The sequence below is a fragment of the Solimicrobium silvestre genome, from assembly GCF_002976435.1.
Classification (GTDB): domain Bacteria; phylum Pseudomonadota; class Gammaproteobacteria; order Burkholderiales; family Burkholderiaceae_D; genus Solimicrobium; species Solimicrobium silvestre.
On the sequence record NZ_PUGF01000025.1, the window covers coordinates 1 to 17570 of the forward strand.

Annotated in this window: 17 protein-coding genes; 7 read left to right on the forward strand and 10 right to left on the reverse strand. The window is 45.8% G+C overall.

Annotated features, from left to right (window positions below):
* Positions 1-176 precede the first annotated feature (176 nt).
* The 4 genes from S2091_RS19765 to S2091_RS19780 all read right to left on the reverse strand — a co-directional run bounded on the left by S2091_RS19765 (position 177) and on the right by S2091_RS19780 (position 5143).
* Complete coding sequence (locus tag S2091_RS19765) at positions 177-1775, reverse strand: DHA2 family efflux MFS transporter permease subunit (protein ID WP_105533694.1); 1599 nt, start codon at positions 1773-1775, stop codon at positions 177-179.
* A 2-nt stretch (positions 1776-1777) separates the two neighbouring features.
* Entirely contained in the window at positions 1778-3001 is a 1224-nt protein-coding gene (locus S2091_RS19770; protein ID WP_207769757.1) for an HlyD/EmrA/EmrK family protein, read from the reverse strand.
* Positions 3002-3051: 50 nt separating this feature from the next.
* The gene (locus S2091_RS19775; protein ID WP_105533695.1) at positions 3052-4473 is read right to left on the reverse strand and encodes an efflux transporter outer membrane subunit; all 1422 of its coding nucleotides are present in this window, start codon (positions 4471-4473) and stop codon (positions 3052-3054) included.
* Between the two features lie 169 nt (positions 4474-4642).
* On the reverse strand, positions 4643-5143 hold the full coding sequence (locus S2091_RS19780; protein ID WP_105533696.1) for a MarR family winged helix-turn-helix transcriptional regulator: 501 nt from the start codon (positions 5141-5143) through the stop codon (positions 4643-4645).
* A gap of 423 nt (positions 5144-5566) precedes the next feature.
* Between S2091_RS19780 and S2091_RS19785 the strand changes: the two genes are divergently transcribed.
* Genes S2091_RS19785 through S2091_RS19795 form a run of 3 tightly spaced genes read left to right on the forward strand, consistent with a single transcriptional unit; the run spans position 5567 to position 7387 of the window.
* A complete protein-coding gene (locus S2091_RS19785) occupies positions 5567-5869 on the forward strand; it encodes a Dabb family protein (RefSeq protein ID WP_105533697.1) in 303 nt (100 codons plus the stop codon).
* Entirely contained in the window at positions 5869-6933 is a 1065-nt protein-coding gene (locus tag S2091_RS19790; protein WP_105533698.1) for an NADP-dependent oxidoreductase, read from the forward strand. The genes S2091_RS19785 and S2091_RS19790 overlap by 1 nt, the downstream gene beginning before the upstream one ends.
* A gap of 28 nt (positions 6934-6961) precedes the next feature.
* Complete coding sequence (locus tag S2091_RS19795) at positions 6962-7387, forward strand: GNAT family N-acetyltransferase (RefSeq protein WP_207769758.1); 426 nt, start codon at positions 6962-6964, stop codon at positions 7385-7387.
* A 24-nt stretch (positions 7388-7411) separates the two neighbouring features.
* On the opposite strand, the gene S2091_RS19800 is transcribed toward S2091_RS19795, so the two are convergent.
* On the reverse strand, positions 7412-8062 hold the full coding sequence (locus S2091_RS19800) for a response regulator (protein WP_105533699.1): 651 nt from the start codon (positions 8060-8062) through the stop codon (positions 7412-7414).
* A 41-nt stretch (positions 8063-8103) separates the two neighbouring features.
* Entirely contained in the window at positions 8104-9600 is a 1497-nt protein-coding gene (locus tag S2091_RS19805) for a PAS domain-containing sensor histidine kinase (protein ID WP_243405504.1), read from the reverse strand.
* Positions 9601-9733: 133 nt separating this feature from the next.
* On the opposite strand from S2091_RS19805, the gene greB reads away from it, so the two are divergent.
* Together greB and S2091_RS19815 are read left to right on the forward strand one after the other, a co-directional pair.
* The gene (greB, locus tag S2091_RS19810) at positions 9734-10279 is read left to right on the forward strand and encodes a transcription elongation factor GreB (protein ID WP_105533700.1); all 546 of its coding nucleotides are present in this window, start codon (positions 9734-9736) and stop codon (positions 10277-10279) included.
* 164 nt (positions 10280-10443) lie between these two features.
* Positions 10444-11691: a DUF5009 domain-containing protein gene (locus S2091_RS19815; RefSeq protein ID WP_105533701.1), complete on the forward strand. Its 1248-nt coding sequence runs from the start codon at positions 10444-10446 to the stop codon at positions 11689-11691.
* A 16-nt stretch (positions 11692-11707) separates the two neighbouring features.
* Here S2091_RS19815 and S2091_RS19820 read toward each other — a convergent pair whose 3' ends face one another.
* The gene (locus S2091_RS19820; protein ID WP_105533702.1) at positions 11708-12613 is read right to left on the reverse strand and encodes a LysR family transcriptional regulator; all 906 of its coding nucleotides are present in this window, start codon (positions 12611-12613) and stop codon (positions 11708-11710) included.
* A gap of 126 nt (positions 12614-12739) precedes the next feature.
* Between S2091_RS19820 and hmgA the strand changes: the two genes are divergently transcribed.
* Together hmgA and fahA are read left to right on the forward strand one after the other, a co-directional pair.
* Entirely contained in the window at positions 12740-14035 is a 1296-nt protein-coding gene (hmgA, locus tag S2091_RS19825) for a homogentisate 1,2-dioxygenase (RefSeq protein WP_105533703.1), read from the forward strand.
* Complete coding sequence (gene fahA, locus S2091_RS19830) at positions 14035-15330, forward strand: fumarylacetoacetase (protein ID WP_105533704.1); 1296 nt, start codon at positions 14035-14037, stop codon at positions 15328-15330. Before hmgA ends, fahA begins: the two co-directional genes overlap by 1 nt.
* Before the next feature lie 66 nt (positions 15331-15396).
* Here the strand turns inward: fahA and S2091_RS19835 are convergent, their stop codons facing one another.
* From S2091_RS19835 to S2091_RS19845, 3 genes are all read right to left on the reverse strand, one after another.
* A complete protein-coding gene (locus S2091_RS19835) occupies positions 15397-15651 on the reverse strand; it encodes a hypothetical protein (RefSeq protein WP_105533705.1) in 255 nt (84 codons plus the stop codon).
* Between the two features lie 263 nt (positions 15652-15914).
* Positions 15915-17000, reverse strand: a complete 1086-nt coding sequence (locus S2091_RS19840; protein WP_105533706.1) for a DUF3667 domain-containing protein — start codon at positions 16998-17000, stop codon at positions 15915-15917.
* Between the two features lie 142 nt (positions 17001-17142).
* A complete protein-coding gene (locus S2091_RS19845) occupies positions 17143-17568 on the reverse strand; it encodes a type 2 periplasmic-binding domain-containing protein (RefSeq protein ID WP_105533707.1) in 426 nt (141 codons plus the stop codon).
* Positions 17569-17570: the final 2 nt, after the last annotated feature.

Genomic DNA, 17570 nt, shown 5'->3' on the forward strand with positions numbered 1-17570 from the left:
TTTGCCAAATCCAGTCCAATTGCAGTAATATTTTCCATGACGCTTCCCCTCACTTAAGTAGTGTGTTGAAACTCTACTTTGGCACATTGCGATGCCGTTGTGGGCGGGAGGCGTCCATTACATTAACTTAGTTTGTTTGAGCTTAACTAACTCATTACTAACTTATTACTCACTAGTTAATGCGCACCACTAGCGTCAGCAGCACTGCCACCGCTAGATTTAACGGGTCTAGCCAGCCAAACCACGCCAATCAGAACGAAAAAGATCATCGATGAGGCGAAGAAAATATCATTTGCCGACATCATATAAGCCTGCTGATCTATGCTGCGGTTAATTACTGCCATAGCCTGCTCTGAGCTGAAACCGGATGCCTGTAAACCGGACACTGTTTGTGTCATAGGAATGCTGGCCAGGTTCAGTTTTTCAGTTAAATGCGCATGATGCATTGCTGCACGATTTTCCCACAACGTGGTTGCGATGGAGGTACCAAAAGCACCCGCCGTAATACGGGCAAAGTTAGATAAGCCCGATGCGGCTGGGATTTTATCCGGAGTTAATCCTGATAAAGTTAACGACACCAATGGAATAAAGAAAAACGCCATAGCAACGCCTTGTACTACTGTCGGGATAAGAATCGTCGTTAAATCCGCATTGGTATTAAAGCGTGAACGCATCCAGAGCACTAGCGCAAAAACCAGGAACGAAATGGTTGCCAGAATCCGTGGATCAACTTTGCCGATACTTTTACCAACCATCGGAGACAATAAAATCGCCATCACCCCAACCGGAGCTAACACGATACCTGCTTGCGTAGCGGTATAGCCCATATACTGTTGCAACCATAACGGCAGTAACACCACATTGCCAAAAAATACGCCATAGGCTAATGACAGTGCAATAGTGCCAGTCCAAAAATTACGGCGCGCAAATAAAGTCAAGTCAACGACAGGGTGGTCATCAGTCAATTCCCAAGCAATAAAGAAGGCGAATCCAACCACTGCGGTAACAGCCAAGGCAATAATCTGGTTAGAAGCAAACCAGTCTAATTCTTTACCTTTATCCATCATGATCTGCATTGCACCAACCCAGACGATGAGTAGAAATAAACCTACTTTATCAATCGGCAGTTTGTGAATGATCGAGTCACGTTCTTTATATAAACTCCAAGTAATGGACGATGCAATAAATCCAACTGGAATGTTGATATAAAAAATCCACGACCACGAAATATGATCGGTAATCCAGCCGCCCAATAATGGTCCCATTACTGGTGCCACCAACGTTGTCATCGCCCATAAAGCCAATGCCATACCGGCTTTGGCTTTGGGGTAACTAGACAACAACAAGGCTTGCGAAAGCGGAATAATTGGCCCGGATACGGCACCTTGCAATACGCGGAAAGCGATTAATGATTCAATATTCGGTGCAAAGCCGCATAGCCAGGAAGCCAGCACAAATAACAGAATACTGATAACGAATAAACGCACTTGCCCAAAGCGCTGGGTAAGCCAGCCGGTTAGCGGGATAGAAATCGCGTTTGCTACGGCAAACGAAGTAATAACCCAAGTACCTTGTGTTGGGCTTACGCCCAAATCACCAGAGATTGCTGGAATCGACACGTTAGCAATCGATGAATCCAGCACAATCATAAACGTGGCTAATGCCAGTGCTAACGTGCCCCACAACAGGGTTGCCCCAGTTAGTGGTGGATGTTCAATATGGCGCGGCGGAGCAGGTTTAGAACCCGCTGCGTTGCCGTTGACTGTTTTAGACATGATTAGTTAGCTTTATCAGCCTTAGCAGATTTTTCGCCCAAATTGCTTGCAATGATTTTTTTGATTTCAGCATCAACTACCGTGTTATCGGTGGTAATCACTTCGGCTTTTTTCTCGTTGTTTGCTGTGTCAGCTAATGCTTTACCAGACTGGTCGGTAATTTCAACTTCTACTTCCATCGACAAGCCGATACGCAATGGGTGATCTGCCAATTCTTTGGCATCTAATTTAATTCGCACAGGAACACGCTGAACAACTTTAATCCAGTTACCTGTCGCATTTTGCGCTGGCAGTAATGCAAACGCTGCGCCGGTTCCTACGCCCAAACCTTCAATCGAGCCATGATAAGTAACGCTTTTACCGTAGACATCTGAAATTAATGTCACAGGTTGGCCGATACGCATTTTGCGTAATTGAACTTCTTTAAAGTTGGCGTCGACCCATAATTGATCCATTGGGATAACTGCCATCAACGGCGTGCCAGCCTGAATCCGTTGGCCTAATTGAACACTGCGGCGAGCGACATAACCGGTAACTGGTGAAAGCAAATTAGTACGTTGTGCGTTGATATAAGCTTCGCGGAATTTAGCAGCTGCACGCATCACATTCGGATGATGTTCGACACTCACACCCTCGGTCAGGGTTTTATTCGAGCTTAACTGCTCATTGGCTGACAACACACCGGCAGCAGCGGCAGTTTGAGCACTTTGAGCGGCAACCAGATTGGCTTTGGCGTGTTGCAGTTCTTCATTGGAAACAGCGCCAATACTTGCAACTGCCTGACGACGTGCTAAATCATCTTTGGCGCGCGCCAGTTCGCTATTGGTGCGGGTAATTTCAGCTTCACGCAAACTGACATTGGCACTCAATGTGGAATTGTTGGCATAGATGGTGCGTACTTCACGTACCGTTTGGGCTAATTGTGCACGGGCTTGATCTAACGCGACTTGTGCGTCAGCGCCATCGAGTTGAACGACACTTTGACCGGCGCGTACAAAATCCGTATCTTGTGCGCCAATTGCGCTGACTGTACCGGCAATTTGCGGCGTAATCTGCACGACATTACCTTGTACGTAGGCATTGTCAGTGGTTTCATGTTTACCATTGTTGATGTACCAATATACGCCGTAAGCGATGGCAGCTATACCAACAACGCCAGTGATAGCCAATAGTGCTGTTTTACGTTGTGCTTTAGCAGGCATGAGTTGTTCTGTTTCGGTAGTCATATGTTTCCCTAGTATCTTTGTTGCGTGTTTGTGTATTTTTGGGTGATTAGTTAGAAAGTCGACGCGGTAGTTTGGTCATTAAAACCACCACCTAATGCACGATTTAAATTAACCGTTAAATCGAGTGCACGTGCTTTCAAATCTATTGCCGCGCTCTGTTGTGTCAGTACCGCAGTTTGTGCATTCAGCACTGTTACTTTGCTCACCAAGCCAGCTTTTTCACGCTGCTGAGCAAGTTCGTAGACTGATTCCGCGTTATGTTGTAATTCGGCTTGCTGCTTTTGTTGTTGAGCCAATGAACGCAAAGAGCTAATTTGGTCGGCAATATCATGCACCGCTTCAATCAAGGTTTGGTTATAGCTTTCCAGTGCGATGTCGTACTCGGCATCTTTGCTCGATAAATTGGCACGCAAACGGCCACCATCAAAGATCGGCAAGCTGATTGCAGGTCCAACGCCATAATCGCGGCTGCTACCGTCTAGCCAGTGGCTAAAGCCTAAACTGCTAAACCCGGCGAATGCGGTCAGATTGATGTTGGGATAAAACTCGGTTTTAGCTACTGCTATTTGTTTATTCGCGGCGTCAACGCGGGCACGTGCAGCAGAAATATCTGCGCGGCGACCAATTAAATTAGCTGGAATTGAATCAGGCATATTCATATTGATGTCAGTAGGAAAACTGGCGACGACTTGCAGTGTTGCTTCCGGGCCTTTGCCAATTAATGCGGCCAAAGCGTTACGTGATAAGCTAATTTGCTCGTCCAACTTAATGATTTCAGCACGAATCGCAGGCAAGCCTTCTTTGGAGATATGTAATTCCTGCTGAGTGTCTAAGCCCGCGGCCAAGCGTTGCTGGCTAACGTTCAGTAGTTCTTCGCGCTGTGCCAATGTCATTTCCAGCACTTTTTTCTGTTCTGAAAAATGTGCTAATGAAAAATAGCTTTTTGCTACGCTGGCAGCGATTAATAAATGTGCCGATTGCAGTTCTGCTTTAGCTGCTTTTTCGGTGCTTAAGGCTGAATCTAACGCTGCGCGGTTTTTGCCCCAAAAGTCGAATTCATATTTGGCATTCACCATCAGCAGATTGGTGGAATAGATATTTCCAGCAAACGGTGGCGGATAGAGTCCATTTTCAGTGAAATGTTCCGGCGTCATGCTCAAGCCCACGCCCACTTCCGGCAACGTTCCCGCATCAACGGCTTGTGCCATTGCGGCAACGCGCTCCAGGCGTGCCTGCGCTAATTTAATGCTCGGATTTTTAGCTAATGCCTGCGTAATTAAATCCGATAAAACGGCGTCGTTATAGACATTCCACCATTGCTCACTTGGCCATTGAATAGTGGCTGAACTTAGCGATAAATCTGTGTTTGAGGCAGCAGTAGAGTGGGGCGTAATACCTGAATAGCTTACACAACCTGCTAATGCCAACGCCGCAACTAGAGGTGATATGCGTAAAAAGAGAGATGATTTCATGCGAAGTCCATATTAATCGGAGAGACAACTAGGTTGTTATTGCGTAGACGGTGAAGAGCCAGGCAATGAGGTAGTAAAAATGAGGAGATCATTAGTATTGACGTATGGAAAAATAAAAAATTGTATGAATTGGTTAGACAATGAAAAAATTATTTTTAGTTTATGCAGATTAAGGTGTTAATCCATTCAACAGCATGCGTTCAAGAAAACCTTTTAAGGTATCCAACTCGGCTTGATTGAACCCTTTTAAATGGTGATTCATTACTTTACACAATCCTGTCGGTATTTTTTGGCAAATACGCTCGCCTTCTTCAGTCAGTGCCAAATGCACTACGCGCCGATCTTGGTCGCAGCGTTTCCTAAGCAGCAAGCCTTTTAGTTGCAAGCGATCTAACATGCGCGTAGTCGCACCGGTATCCATATTTGTTTCTTTAGCCAGCGCTGCAGCAGTAACAACTTTACCCGTGGAAATATATAGTAATGGCCGCCATTGCATGGCCGTTAAATCGTGCTGCTGCATTTCAATATCGATCATCTTGAGTAATGACATATGTAAACAGCGCACCATGAAGCCAACCGTTTCTTCTGGCTTGTAATCAGGCGGTTTATAAAACTCAATCAGTCCTGTGTGTTCTGGGGAGTTTGAGTTTGATGTATTCGTGTTGGACATGCTTGACTTCAATCTGAAATTTCTTAGAACTGAAATATAGCTGCATAGGCAGCTATTGTCAAGGCAGTTTGTTTTGTTTCGGTAATTGATTGCTGAAATAAACTAAAATAATGAAAATAATTGGCCTTTTATTTGCCCTATTATTTTCTGTAAATAGTTAATATATTCAATGGGTTATGATGCGTCAAACTAGTTAAGTGTGGATGGCGCATTATTGCTTAAAATCAATTGTTTGCTGATTGCTTGATCAATTAATTCGTATGCAGGAGTATTTTGAAATGAAAAATCAATACAATTAATTGGGATGATACGAGCTAGTCGAGGAGGGTTGCCGCGTCTTTTTTTGCAACTTGGCAAGAGAGTGAATTACCGCTATCTTACTAGTGAGTTAAAATGCCAGCTCCAAAAAATAAAGAATAAATCATGATCAAACATATCGTTATGTGGAAATTAAAAGAGCATGCTGAATGCGCAAGCAAGGCAACTAACGCAATTAAAATCAAAGAACAATTAGCAACTTGTGCAAATTTGGTGCCGGGTATGCTGACACTGGAAGTTGCTATCGCCAGCCCCGAATTGGAGGCAACTTACGATGTGCTGTTGTATACCGAATTTACTGATAAAGCTGCATTGGATGCATATCAAGAGCATCCAACACACCAAGCGATCAAACCTTTTATCGGCTCTGTACGGTTAGAGCGTCAATGTATGGACTATGAAGTTTAATGAAGATTGCTGACCTGACCAATACCGCAGTAAATACTGTAACAACGCTAAAAACCTTTCAACGCATAGTCTTGGCAGCGCGACCAAAAGGACGCGTTTCGCCTGAGAATTTTAGGATGGAAACATTGCCGCAACTTATCTCCTCAGATCTGGCTGCTGGCGAAGTTTTGGTGAGAAATCACTATTTATCCTTAGACCCTTATATGCGCGGGCGCATGTCAACGGCCAAAAGTTATTCTGCACCGCAAGAGTTAGATCACACCATGCTCGGTGCTACCGCGGGCGTTGTAGTTGCCTCGCGACATGCTGAATTTAGCGTTGGTGATTCTGTTGTCGGGCACTTGGGTTGGGCTGAAATGGGTGTGACGCAAGGCAATTTATTACGTCAGGTTGATGCGGCAAGATTACCTTTATCCGTTTATCTGGGCGTAGTTGGTATGCCGGGTGTGACCGCCTGGTATGGCGTGAACCGGATTTTACAAGCACAAGCAGGGCAAACTTTAGTAGTGTCGGCGGCCAGCGGCGCAGTCGGTAGCGTGGTCGGGCAATTGGCAAAATTAATCGGTTGCCGGGTGGTTGGGATTGCTGGCGGTGAAAAAAAATGTAGCTATGTGGTTGATCAGCTTGGGTTTGATGCCTGTGTCGATTACAAGGCAAATCAAACAGAAGCCGAATTGTTGGATTGCTTAAGAGCCGCAGCTCCAGATGGCATTGATTTATTGTTTGAAAACGTCGGTTCCAGTGTTTTTGACGCAAGTCTGGCGTGCTTAAATCCTTATGCCAAAATTGCTTTATGCGGCATGATTGCCGGGTATAACAGTGCTTCACAACCGCTAAAACACGCAAATAAATTATTAACCATGCGCGCAATGTTGCAGGGCTTTATTGTCACTGAACATATGGATGTGTGGCCGCAAGCGTTGACTGAACTGGCTGCATTGGTAGCGAGCGGACAGTTGAAATACCATGAAACGATAGCGCAAGGCTTAGCAGCTGCGCCGGATGCGTTTATTGGTTTATTAAGCGGTCAAAATTTGGGTAAGCAATTAGTTAAACTAAGCTAAACCGAACTAAAGGGAAGAATCTAACATCATGACTATCAATATCACTATAAACAACTGGGCTGTACAAAAAGAAGCCGCGCGACATGTGCGGATGAACGTTTTCGTCATTGAACAACAAGTTCCGATTGAGCTGGAATGGGACACGATGGACGAGCAATGCATCCACGCTGTCGCTACCGATGAAACTGGTGCGGCAGTCGGCACGGGCAGATTACTGCCTGATGGACATATAGGGCGCATGGCCGTGCTGGCGACGGCGCGCGGGCAGGGCGTTGGCGGGCAAATTTTGATGTGCCTGATCTGTGAGGCACAAGAGCGTGGCGATAAACGCGTGGTGTTAAGCGCGCAACGCCAGGCGGAAGGTTTTTACGAACGTTTTGGTTTTAAAGTCGTTGGGGAAGAGTATATGGAAGCTGGTATTAATCATATTGATATGGAATTTCATTTTAAGTAGCCAGCATCGATATATCTGCACTCACTAATCAATCAACTGATTTTTAATCGCATAGTGAGTCAGTTCAGCGTTATTTTTTAATTTCATTTTAAATAATACTCGCGAGCGATATTCGCTAATCGTTTTAACCGATAGCGACAACTCTTTAGCAATATCACTAACGGCTTTTCCTGATGCGATCAAGGTCAGTGTTTGGTATTCACGATCAGATAGCGTTTCATGCAGCGTGACCTGATGTTCTTCGTCGATATGATTTGCCAGTTCTTGCGCAACCGAGGCGTTGATGTACTTCAACCCGGAGGCGACCTGACGAATCGCGGTGACCAGTTCTTTGGGGGCACTTTGCTTGTTCAGGTAACCAGATGCGCCAGCTTTCAGTGAACGTATCGCATACTGATCTTCGGGGTGCATGGAGAGCATGACGACAGCAATGTTGGGATGCTCTTTTTTAATCTGCTTTAATACTTCAATGCCGCTTTTATCTGGCATAGAGATATCTAATAGCAGCACATCGAATTCGTGTTCCCGGCACATTTTAATGGTCGTGAGACCACATTCTGCCTCGCCGCGCACAATAATGTCTTTGGTGTCAGCTAAAATTTGCTTTAAACCTTCTCTAACGATAGCGTGATCATCAGCAATAATAACTTCAATAATGGCATTGTCTTTCAACATGTGTACCTTAGTTTGTGCAGATTTTAAGTTAGTTGGATTACTTATAGCAGCGACAGCTGATCATTCATTGGTTCTTCGAATTGCGGGTTTCTAGTTTGCCCTATTAACGGGATTTTGATGGCGATCACACAGCCATTATTTGGTTGGGAGTCCACCAAAATCGTACCGCCAATTTCTTTGCAGCGTTCTGCCATTCCTAATAAGCCAAACGAATTTGGTTTACTGTCATGGTCGGTTTCAAGGCCACAGCCATTATCGGCAATTGTCAAACTAATGCTAGTGCGGGTATAAATAATAGCCAGGCTGGCATAGGTTGCGTTGGCATGCTTGGCGATATTGGTTAGCGCTTCCTGAATCATTCTAAATATGGCAGTAGCATGTTCTGGTGTTAGTGAAATATCGGATTTATTGGTTGAGAAAGAACAGCGGATGCCATATTGCTTTTCAAATTCTTTAATTTGCCAATCCAGCGCCGGAATTAAGCCTAAGTCTAAAACGCTAGGCCGTAAGTCGCGCGCTATTCTGTGCCCAGCTTCAATGGTGCGATCGATTAAGGTATCTACGTAGTGCGTTTTTTCGGTCAGCCACGGCTGGTCAGCAGGGAGGCGGTTTTCCAGCGTATGTAAGATCATTTTAACGGCAACTAAATTACCGCCCATTTCATCGTGAATCTCACGTGCAATCCGCATCCGTTCCTGTTCTTTAATCCGTTCAATATGTGCAGACAACTCAGTTAAACGCTGTCGATAAAGATGAATTTCAACGTCAATTAATTTACGTGCAGTGATGTTGGTAATGATCGCTTCCCAAATTACACTCAAATCTTCCAGCATGCGTGGCACAGCGCGTAAATAAATCCATTTAATATCGCTCCATTGCTCAACCCAAATCCGTCCTTCCCAGTTCCAGTGGTTTTGCGTTTGCGCTGACTCATGCATGCTGGTGAGATACGATGCTCGGTCTTCGGGTAAAATTATTTCGATGAATTTAGACGGTGAAATATAAAGTATTTCCGGCATAACGCCGAGCGTGCTTTCACAGTTGGCACTTAAAAACATATAGCGGGTAGTGCCGTCAATATTCAATAATAATTGCAGCACCACACCGGGTAAATTGGCCACAATGGCGGCGCAGCGTTCGTCACTCTCGGCACTTGCCGTAATGGCGCGTTGTTGAATGCTCATATCTTTGCCTACCACGATAAGTAGATCGCGACCTTCCGATGTGTCGCGCATAATATTTAGCAATACCGGATATTGGGTGCCATTTTTACAGGTATGGTAGGTGCTAATGGATATTTTTTGTTGTTGCCCCGGCGTAAATAACGGTTCAAGTTGCTGTTGCCACTCTAATTGGGTAAAGTCGCGTGCTAATTGCCAGGGTCGCATATGCTGAAGTTCTTCGAATGCGTACCCCAACTTATCTTGCGCTATTTGGCTGACTTCCAGATAAGTTGAGTTCGCCGCATCAATGAGGTAAATTTCATTGAAACAACCCTCGATAACTTTATTAAGTAAGCCGCACTGGTTCATGGTCATCGCATCTCGCTATAGTTGTGAACTAAAGTGATATTGAGCTATTAATACCATACTACTCTAAAGCTTTATAGGTGCAGAGCAACTTTTACAACGTAATACGATAGCATCGTGAGAATAAAAAGGAAATGCTGTAATGAATAATAATCAAAGCAACCAAGATGACGACGAGGAGCAAACCAGCGCGTTGTTGCAAATCTCTCCCGGAGCTAAAAATTACATCACTATGCCGGGTTATTTGGCGATGAAAGATGAATTTTTGCAGTTAATGGATGTGGCGCGTCCGGAAATGGTCAAAATTGTTTCTTGGGCCGCGTCCAATGGCGATCGTTCTGAAAATGGCGATTATATTTACGGCAAACGGCGCTTGCGTGAAATTGATCGCCGGATTCGGTTTTTAACTAAACGTATCGATTTGGCTGAAGTGGTTGACCCGCGCGTGCATCACGGATCTGACCAGGTTTTTTTTGGCGCAACAGTTAAATATGAAACACAGGCAGGCGTTGAACACGAAGTGACCATCGTTGGCGTGGATGAATTTGACCCATTGCGCGGCAAAATTAGCTGGGTTTCTCCGATAGCAAGGGCACTGAATAAAGCGCACGAAGGCGACACTATTGTGCTGCAAACGCCAGCCGGTTTGGAGGAAATTACTTTGCTTGAAGTCAGTTATCCAGCGTAAACAGTTGTAGTGACAAGTCCTGCTATAAGACCAGTTGTGCGTTAGAGCCATGCAGTAACGTCGCTTCTTCGTGCAGTTTTCAATACCACTTAAATACCGATTGACGGCCATTTTTTCTCACACTAAAGTGGCAAGGTTTTTTCAATTCCTATTTAAGGTGTGCCGTGCTTAGTGCTAATTTTGAAGAGTCGTCCATTGCCACCGTCGCCGCTCCAGTGCGCGCAATAACAAAATCCATACAGCGAATTAGGTCGATTGATGCTTTTCGCGGATTAACTATTTTCATCATGATCTTTGTGAATGAATTAGCGGGCGTAAAGGGAGTTCCGGCCTGGATGGAGCACATGCCTGCCACCATTGATGGCATGACGTTTGTGGATGTAGTATTCCCCGCATTTTTATTTATCGTCGGTATGTCGATTCCGTTTGCGATCGCGCACCGTCGGGCTAAAGGCGATAATTTTATTCAGTTACAACGCCATGTTTTGGCGCGGACATTAGGCTTGCTGGTGTTGGGTGTATTTATGGTGAATGCTGAAGATGGGTACAATCAGGCCGCCATGCCACTGTCAATTAACTTATGGTCGTTGTTGTTTTATTTTGCGGCATTTTTGGTCTGGCATGTCCGGTTAACTAAGTCCAATCGGCTTGATTGGACGTTACGACTATTTGGTGTAATTGGCTTGCTGGCTCTGGCATTGGTATTTCGTGGGGGCGATGGCACTGCGTATTTGGCGCCGCAATGGTGGGGAATTTTAGGGTTAATCGGATGGGCCTATTTGATCGCTACGCTGTGTTTTCAACTGAGCGGCGGCGAAAAGTTGCCGCTGGTGTTGATGTTAATTAGCTGCGTACTGTATTACTGTGTCGGACATTCGTTTGTCATGCAACATTCGGTGTTGTTGCCGGTATTGTTTAGTCAGGGCGGGAATGCGGCCCATGCCTCGATTGTGTTGTGCGGGGTAATCACAGCACAAATCTTTTTTCAATCTCATGAGGAAAACTCCAATCGCTGGGTGCAAGCAAGCGTATTGGCAGGCAGTTTAGCTCTGTTTGCTGCGCTGCTACGTCCTGATTGGCATATATCAAAAATCGCCGCTACACCAAGCTGGTGTTTGTATAGTGCAGCGATTTGCATAGCCCTGTTTATGTTGTTGCACTATCTAGTTGAGGTAAAGCAGCAACCGGTCGGCCGGTTTTTGTGTCGTTTTGTGGAGCCGGCGGCAAACAGTCCATTACTCACGTATCTACTGCCTTTTGTCGTCTATCAACTGATGCAGATTTGCTCTGTTTCACTGCCCGATTTTTTGCGTAAAGGAAGTGCCGGCATTGCGTGGTCAGCGTGTTATGCGTTGTTGATCATGCTGGCAGCCAAAGGCCTCAATAGGCTCAATTTGCGCTTGCAATTGTAATGGCATATTCATCCAATCACTCAGCAAACACCTCGCTAATCAAGCTGCGCAACCATTGATTGCCCTGATCTTGATGATAGCGCCGGTGCCAAAAAATATTGGTTTGCAAATCGGGTAGATTCAGCGGGTGGTGCTGATAATGTAGCTTAAAGGGCAGGGCAGTGCTTTCGGCCAGTTTTTGCGGTACGGTCACCAATAAATCGCTGTTACTGATGATGTAGGGGACGGCGGTAAAGTGCGGCACACTAAATTTAACCCGATCTAAAATGCCAGCTTTTTCTAAATCCTGGTTAATCTTGTCGTAGGGACTTTCGTTGGACGCGACCATCAAATGTTCCGCCGCCATAAAGCGTTCGATGCTTAATGCTTCACCAGCCAGCGGATGCTCCGCGCGCATCATGACCACGTAATTCTGCTTGAATAAACGGCGCTGATATAAGGCTTCGGATACTTCATTAAATGCTCCGATCGCCACATCAATTTTTCCTGCACCCATTTCCGCCATTAAATCCAACCTTGCAGTTCGCTCCGTGCTGATTCTGACTTGCGGCGCTAACAGCGTGCAATGATTGATCAGTTTGGGCATGAAATACAACTCGGCCACATCGGTTAGTGCAATGTTGAAATGACGATTACTGTTGGCCGCGTCAAACTTTTCATGCACGTTCATCGCTTCGGTCAAACCATTTAACGCCAAACGTATCGGTTCCGCCAATTGCTCTGCAAATGGCGTGGGTTGCATACCTTCCTTGGTGCGCACAAATAATTGGTCGTCAAAAGTCCTGCGTAAGCGGGCCAGAGCGTTACTGACCGCTGGCTGGGATAGATTTAATCGTTTGGCGACGGAAGAAATTTGTTGTTCTTGAAAAATTTCGTTAAAAACCACCAGAAGATTCAAGTCAATATTGCGCGGATCAAGCATGTTTGCCTATTATTCATGAAATCAATGGACTGTATTTTTGTATTTATATCGTAAAACAAGGGGAATTGCACTAAAGTTGCTGCATAAAATGAATTTAACGAATTTAAACATGTGTGGAGCGTTGAAATGAGCTTGAAATATCAAACTGGTTTTGGCAATGAATTTGCCACGGAAGCGTTGCCCGGAGCGTTGCCACAGGGGCAAAATTCACCGCAACGGGTTGCCTATGGTTTGTATGCGGAACAAATTTCCGGCACGGCATTTACTGCGCCGCGTAGCCATAATCGCCGTTCCTGGTTGTATCGGATGCGCCCGGCGGCGGTGCATCAAGAATTTAAGCAAATGGATAACGGCTTAATCGTCAGCGACTTTACCCAAGTGCCGGCAACGCCGAATCAGTTACGCTGGAATCCGTTGCCACTGCCGTCAGAGCCGACTGATTTCATTGCGGGTTTGGCGACGATGGCGGGAACAGGTTCGCCCGACGCGCAAAGCGGTTGTGCGATTCATTTATACGTGGCAAACCAAGACATGACGAAGCGGTTTTTTTATTCTGCCGACGGGGAATTTTTAATCGTGCCGCAACAGGGCCGCCTATTAATTAAAACTGAACTGGGTAATTTAGAAGTTGAGCCGCAAGAAATTGCCATTATTCCGCGCGGGATTCGTTTTCAGGTCAGTCTGCCGGACGGTTTGGCACGCGGCTATGTTTGCGAAAACTTTGGCGGCGCATTGCGCTTGCCCGATTTAGGTGTGATCGGCTCGAACGGTTTGGCTAATCCGCGTGACTTTGAAGTTCCGGTTGCGGCGTATGAAGATAAAGAAGGCGAGTTTGAATTAATCGCTAAATTTAGCGGTAACTTATGGCAAGCCAACATTGGCCATTCGCCGCTAGATGTCGTGGCCTGGCATGGCAACTATGCGCCGTGCAAATACGATTTGCGCCGCTTTAACACCATCGGTTCGATCAGTTACGACCATCCAGATCCATCGATCTTTTTGGTATTGCAAGCCCAGAGCGATACGCCCGGCGTGGATACGATCGATTTTGTGATCTTCCCACCGCGCTGGTTAGCGGCTGAAAACACCTTCCGCCCACCTTGGTTTCATCGTAATATTGCGGCTGAATTTATGGGTTTGATTCACGGTGCTTACGACGCCAAAGCAGAAGGCTTTGTGCCCGGCGGCTCCAGCTTGCATAACTGCATGTCGGGTCATGGACCGGATGAGCAAACGTTTGAAAAAGCCTCGGTCTCGGATACCTCCAAACCGCATAAAATCGCCGATACGATGGCGTTTATGTTTGAAACACGTACAATTCTGCGCCCAACCCGCTTTGCTATGGAAGCACCGCAACGTCAGGCCAATTACGCTAGCTGCTGGCAGGGTTTGGCAAAACACTTCACACCGGAAAAACAATAATGAACACTCTTAATGCTACTCACAATCCATCATTAACCAGTTGGGTCGCTGCGGCGAATCAGCCGGATCAAGATTTCCCGATTCAAAATTTGCCATTTGGTGTTTTCACCACGGCCAGTCAAGCACAAGCGCATGTTGGCGTAGCAATTGGTGATGCGATCCTGGATTTGGCGGTGCTGCAACAAGCTGGCTTAATTAACGTAGCTGGCGATGTATTTAATGCTGCTAGCTTGAACCTTTTCATCAATTTAGGTGCGGCTGTCTGGAGCTCAGTACGCGCTCAAGTCAGTGATTTATTACGCGCAGATAATGCTACTTTGCGCGACAACGCGGCTTTGCGTAGTCAGGCATTAGTTGCCCAAAGCGCTGCACAAATGCTGTTGCCAGTAGAAATCGGCGGTTATACCGATTTCTATTCGTCGAAAGAACACGCAACCAATGTCGGCAGCATGTTCCGTGATCCTAAAAATGCGCTGCTGCCGAATTGGCTGGAAATCCCGATCGGTTACAACGGCCGCGCTTCTTCGGTAATTGTCAGCGATACGCCAATTCGTCGCCCGAATGGCCAAACTAAAGCGCCGACTCAAGAACGTCCTGAATTTGGACCTTGCAAAAAGCTCGATATTGAACTGGAAACCGGCTTTATCATCGGTCGTGGCAATGCCTTAGGTGAACCGATTCGTTGTGAAAATGCCGAGCAGCATATTTTTGGCATGGTGTTGTTAAATGACTGGAGCGCGCGCGATATCCAAACCTGGGAATACGTACCGCTAGGCCCATTCAATTCAAAAACCTTCGCGAGCACGATTTCACCTTGGGTGGTCACGATGGAAGCCTTGGCACCTTTTAGAGTGGCAACGCCCGCGCAAGAACCGCAACCGCTTAGCTATTTGCAGCATAAGCCGGAAGTAAAGTACGGCGTAGATATCCAATTGGAAGTGCAGCTCACACCAGAGCAAAGCCAGCAAGCCACGACCATTTGCCGCACCAACTTTAAAGATATGTATTGGAGTATGGCGCAGCAACTGACGCATCACACAGCTTCCGGCTGCAATACCCGCATCGGCGATTTAATGGGCTCTGGCACCATCAGCGGTGCAACGCCTGATTCATTTGGTAGTTTGCTGGAGTTGACCTGGAACGGCGCTAATCCGTTGGCATTGACCGATGGTAGTACCCGTCAATTTATTCAGGATGGTGACGAGCTGACGATACGCGGCTGGGCGCAGGGCGCTAATTACCGGGTTGGTTTTGGCTTGTGTCGCGGTAAGATTTTGCCGGCGTTGGCAGTTTAAGTCTTATAGGTTGATATTGCGAGATTGGGGTTGCTGGCTGAAATGCCTGCAACCCCACTAAAACTCTTATTTTTCGCCTTTAGCTGCTTCGATCGACTCATGAATTTCATGCTCGGCCTGACGAAGTAACTCTTCGGCTTTAGCGCCGTGTCCCGCCATATCATAGTGATTTGCTGCGCGTGCGCGTTCCATTTCATGAATTGCCTGCATCGTATGTTCATGTGCATCATGAATGTCGTGCCAATCTTTAACTTCTTTGGCAATGGCGCCGCCGACAACGATGGTCAATACAGCCGCTGCAACAAGTAGTGATTTTTTCATTTGAATTCCTTCGTGTGTGGTGTGAAAGATTGATTTGAAACAACGTACGGTGAGGGATTTTTATCTGCAACCGTACCCACATCAATGTAGAAGGTAAATTATCGGTTGACAACCAATGCGTTGTTTTTACCGTCTATTTAAGTAAAAGACAGTAAAAAAATCGCAGTTTTTTATATACGGCCTCTATCCCATTGAATTTTTAACGTATTCAATGGGTTTCTTGAACACTAAAATGACGTTTTTAATAGTATAAAAATTTCGACTTAAGTAGCGCTAACTGCGGCAACAAAAAGCATGAATATGGTGAGCAAGATGCAAGCTATAAAGGATAAAAACACGGTGCGCCACAAGGTAGAAAGATGGCTTAACTGGTAAGTACTTTTTAACTGCCGATACATATGAATCGGCGGCAGGAATGCCAATACGATGAGCGCTGCACTGGTCACATGAAATGCGATTAACGCGTTCATCATTGATACCCACAACGCCATGAAAGACAGCGAGTAAAACGAAAAAACGGCATGGTCGAACATGGTGATGCCTTTGCGCCAAAAAAACATTAGCCATAAAAACGGCAATGAAATAGGTACGAGTAACAGCGCAAATTTATACGCGTTATTTTTCATTTTATACGCGACTATTTCTGGATTATCTATGGCGTGTTTAATTGTTTTTTTAACCCATTGTTGCTCTTTTAAATCCATACCTCCCAGAACGAGATGGTCAGTGAATTCATTAGTTTGGCCTACGTCTTTTTGTCGCACTTTTTGTTTTTCTATAGCCTCATCCAGTGCGTGCTGACTGCCAGAAACATCGCCCCCGTTTTTTTGCGCCGCAAGCAAATTGGCTTGAGCCTTATCGACATTGGTTGTAGCAAGCTCTAAATCTTTACCCAGACCTTGCTCTATCGAAGTAGATGCAAATTTAACTACGGAATCTTCTTTATCCTGATTGTGGCTTCCGGTTAACGAAAACATGAAAAACATAAAAAATACCGTAAACAAGAATAACGCCAAGGGTGAAATAAACCGCACGCGCTGACCATCAATATAACGTCGGGTAAGTTCACCGGGAAAAGCAAATAGCATTGGGATAGTGCGCCATCCTTTAGCGTCGAAATGCCACAAACCATGCACCATTTCTTCGATGAGATGCAGTAATGAATGGTGCACATGAGCAGATTGCCCGCAAACATGGCAAAAGTTACCGTTTATTTTGGTGCTGCAGTTACCGCATTGGGTATTTGCATGCGCTGCGGAATGGTGTTTTGGCCCCGCTTTTTTAAATCGCAAGACATTAGTCACCTTACTTACTGCATTCATTGCATTTGCCCCTGGGAAAGTTTGCATGATTGTGCCGCAAGATCCGTGGCGATTCAAGCAGGATGTCGTAAATTAAAAAGTAGGGCGGGCTGACTGACCCCAAATAACAATAGGGGTACCCACAAGAGGCACCCCTACAAAAACACATCATGGCAGTAGTAGCGTGACTTTATTCGGAGGTCAGTACCACTTTGACTGAAGAATCAACCGCGCTTTTTTCAATATAGCCGATGGTATTCGGATTGGATGAAACCAGTTTTTTGACTTCGGCTGAACTACTTACTTCTTTAGGTGGTGTGCCTTTGCCTGAGAAAACCAGTCGTGACCACGCTGATTTAACTTGCGCCTCACTTTTCCCGGTGACTTTATCGTAGAACGTGCCGCGAATCGCACTGCCACTGGCCTGATCTAGCGGTAGTGCAGTATTTCCATTTGGGAATTTATCGGATTTTCCCAGAAAAACCGACGAAACCTGATCCGTCGTCAGAGTGGAAATATCACTTTTTGCGCCAACGACCACCGCAATTTGGCAAAATGCAGATTGCATGCAGATGAGTGCAGCACAAAAAAACATCGCTTTGATGAGATTGTTCATTT